Source organism: Nostoc sp. 2RC (assembly GCF_014222165.1).
Classification (GTDB): Bacteria; Cyanobacteriota; Cyanobacteriia; order Cyanobacteriales; family Nostocaceae; genus Nostoc; species Nostoc linckia.
The window spans coordinates 1-2,856 of record NZ_JACKZU010000592.1 but is presented as its reverse complement, the minus strand read 5'-3'; the positions used below and the strand labels follow the sequence as shown (position 1 = coordinate 2,856).

The window sequence follows — 2,856 nt, the reverse complement described above, 5'->3', positions numbered from 1 at the left end:
CGCGGGGAAATCGGGACGCGGGGACATGGAGAATTCTTTCACCGCGTCCCCGCGTCTCCCACTCTTTGCGTCTTCTTCATCTTTCTGTGTTGTCACATAAATTTCTCGCAGTTCGCCGTTTTCTAGGGTGAATTGATGGACTGGAAAGGCATCAACTAATTCATTAGAAAAAAAACAGCCCACAATGGCATTTGATGGGATATCCTCTAGGTTGCACCAACGCACGGGCAAATCTTGTAAACGTTTTTGCTGTTGTTGCCTTAATGTGGGTGACTTTTCAATAATTACATACTCTAGGGCTGTAAAAAAATCCGGGTATTGTACCTGGTAATACTTAAGGATATGCAATGCCAAGAGTCCTTGACCTGCTCCCATTTCTACCAAAGAAAAGGTTACGGGTCGCCCTAAAATTTCCCACATTTGCAAAAATTGTTCTGCAAGTAATTCGCCAAAGTCAGCGCTGAGGTTGGAAGAGGTAAAAAAATCACCACCTTGAAAACCAATTTTCACTGCATCGCTGGAATAATAGCCGTGTTCGGGGTGATATAGTGCCATATCCATGAATTCGGCGAAAGTAATTCGCTGTTGCGGACTGGTGGTAATATGATGAGCGATCGCTGCACACAGCAAAGAGTTGGAATTCATATAATTTGAGGTTTGAGATTGCGAATTAGTGGTCTATTGCATTAGTTGTGAGGGTTTTAGAGAACAAACCGCAAAGTACGCCAAGTACGCAAAGAAAGAGAAAAAGAAAAGAAGTTAAAAGGTTAATTCACTTCGCAAAATTAATGAGATAACTGGGGTGTTGACACCCGTCGAGTAAATTTGTATCTTCAAAGTATATATCTTAGACAAAAACTGTTAAGAGCGTTTTGCTGCCAAATTTGAAGTTTAGGCCTGTGAATCTCTAACAGAATATTTGGAGATAGCTATGGCAGGAGTTATTGCTAAATGGGGAAACAGTTTAGCTATTCGGATTCCCAGATCCTTAGCTGAACAAGTACACATAACCGAAGGGACAGCTATAAATTTTAGTGTGGAAGGTAACAGTATTGTCATTACACCACAAAAAAGAAAAAAATATACCCTTGATGAATTGCTTGAAGGTATGACTTGTGATAAGTTTCATCCTGAATTTGATACTGGGAATGCTGAGGGGAAAGAAGATTGGTAGTTAATCCCTACTTTCCTGACAGAGGTGATATTGTCAAATTAGAATTCAAAAATGCACAGCAGTTTACAGCTGATTCGATTCGGCGTGCATTTGCCCTTCAAGCGTCAGGAATGTCATTTGATGAAATTGCTAGGACATTAAATAATGAATTACAACAACAAGGGCGCGAGCAAATTGGCTACCGCCCTGTTCTTGTTTTATCGCCTATTAAATACAATCGAATGGCTTCTTTGGTTTTAGCTTGTCCCATAACTAGCAATCCAAAAGGACTTAGTTTTGAAGTTCCTCTTTTTGAGGGAATGCAAACAAAAGGAGTTGTGTTGTCTGACCAAATTAAAACACTAGACTGGAGAGCTAGAAAGGCAAAATTTGTTGAAAGTGTTGCAGAAGATTTAATAGAAGAAGTACAAGCAAAGCTCGAAACATTAATTTTCTGAAACAATTTTAACGATCGCCACTAACCACTCACCAAGGAAACCAGCACGCCGTTGAGGTCGCGGACGCGTGCTATTGTTTGTCCCCAAGGTTGGATTTTTGGGGGGTCTAATGGTTTGGCTCCTGCTCCGATGGCTTTGATGTAAGCGCTACCAACATCAGGAGTGATGAATGAGATTTGAATTAATGTCGGTGGTTGTGTGGCGTCGTTGGGATGAAAACCACCGGGAAATAATTTCTGTGCTTGGCTGGTGGAAGAAAAAGCCAATGTGGTGTTTCCTGTTTCGATTTCAGCCCAGATAAACTGTCCCCGATCCTCCACGGTGCGACGAACTAAACCAAATGCTTTTTCGTAAAACTCAACGGTCTTAACTACATCGTCTACCCAAATGACCGTGTAACCAAATTTCACAGTTTTTTCTCCTTGTTGAGAAGAATCAGCGCTGGTAAATATTTTTGCTACTTACAGCAGATTGCAAGGAAACTAAATCCCAAAGCCAGGTATAAATAAAGCCTGTTCTACTTCTGAATTCTGAATTCTGAATTCTCCTATAACTGTATGCCATTTGAAGGCACTGTGGCTTAACTTTCGAGAATATTACGGTCTGTTGCTAGAGTTTGGGCTGCTGTTTGCATCATTTCCATATTTGATTGCGACCAATTATGAGGCCCTTGGCAGTGATGTGCTATTAATAATCCCCATAATCCTCTAGGTATCACAATTGGAACGACGAGGTTGGCGCGAACTTGCAGACTGCGGAGAAAATCTCGGTGACAAGACTCCATTGATTCTAATTCAATATCAGCGATCGCCTTTACCCGTCCTGCCAGATATAAAGCAGCATATTCATCGTTAAAACAATCATCTGGCCCAGTGGAACCAAGAATTGAAAATTCTTCAGAACTCAACGATTCAAAAGTTACCTGTCCTTCCCACTGACCATAAAAATAATACAAAACTACGCGATCGACTTGAAGCATTTCTCTGAGTTGATTCGTCGTTTCCCTGACTAACTCATCCCGGCGTATCCTTCTGACAAGGCGAGAGAGTAATTTTTCCAAACCCTGCTCGCGGCGATTGTGGCTTTGGTTTGATTCTGAGTGAGGATGAATTTGCACGGTTTTAAAATTACGACTAAGTAAATGCTGCCGCACTTAATATAGTAATTTATTAGACCTTATTTAAATACATTTTTGTATTTATAGCAGCAATTCAATTTTAACGGAACATAATACTAGTCAAGCAC

General features: G+C 40.9%; 5 protein-coding genes. 2 read left to right on the top strand and 3 right to left on the bottom strand.

All coding sequences use genetic code 11. The annotated features are described in order from the left end of the window. On the bottom strand, positions 1-645 hold a 645-nt coding region (locus GNE10_RS33490), incomplete at its 3' end, for an SAM-dependent methyltransferase (RefSeq protein ID WP_185570353.1). 286 nt (positions 646-931) lie between these two features. Between GNE10_RS33490 and GNE10_RS33485 the strand changes: the two genes are divergently transcribed. Together GNE10_RS33485 and GNE10_RS33480 are read left to right on the top strand one after the other, a co-directional pair. Further along, entirely contained in the window at positions 932-1,174 is a 243-nt protein-coding gene (locus GNE10_RS33485; RefSeq protein WP_185570352.1) for an AbrB/MazE/SpoVT family DNA-binding domain-containing protein, read from the top strand. Continuing rightward, complete coding sequence (locus GNE10_RS33480; RefSeq protein ID WP_185570351.1) at positions 1,168-1,611, top strand: type II toxin-antitoxin system PemK/MazF family toxin; 444 nt, start codon at positions 1,168-1,170, stop codon at positions 1,609-1,611. The genes GNE10_RS33485 and GNE10_RS33480 overlap by 7 nt, the downstream gene beginning before the upstream one ends. 20 nt (positions 1,612-1,631) lie before the next feature. On the opposite strand, the gene GNE10_RS33475 is transcribed toward GNE10_RS33480, so the two are convergent. Both GNE10_RS33475 and GNE10_RS33470 read right to left on the bottom strand, forming a co-directional pair. Further along, positions 1,632-2,021, bottom strand: coding sequence for a VOC family protein (locus GNE10_RS33475; RefSeq protein ID WP_099067220.1), 390 nt, complete (start codon positions 2,019-2,021; stop codon positions 1,632-1,634). 170 nt (positions 2,022-2,191) lie between these two features. Further along, positions 2,192-2,728 carry a GAF domain-containing protein gene (locus GNE10_RS33470; protein ID WP_185570354.1) on the bottom strand — a complete coding sequence of 179 codons (537 nt, stop codon included), beginning with the start codon at positions 2,726-2,728 and terminating at the stop codon, positions 2,192-2,194. Positions 2,729-2,856: the final 128 nt, after the last annotated feature.

Bases quoted from the DNA above. Each gene is read 5' to 3' on its own strand.
- GNE10_RS33485 (WP_185570352.1), top strand. From the start codon at position 932: ATGGCAGGAGTTATTGCTAAATGGGGAAACAGTTTAGCTATTCGGATT.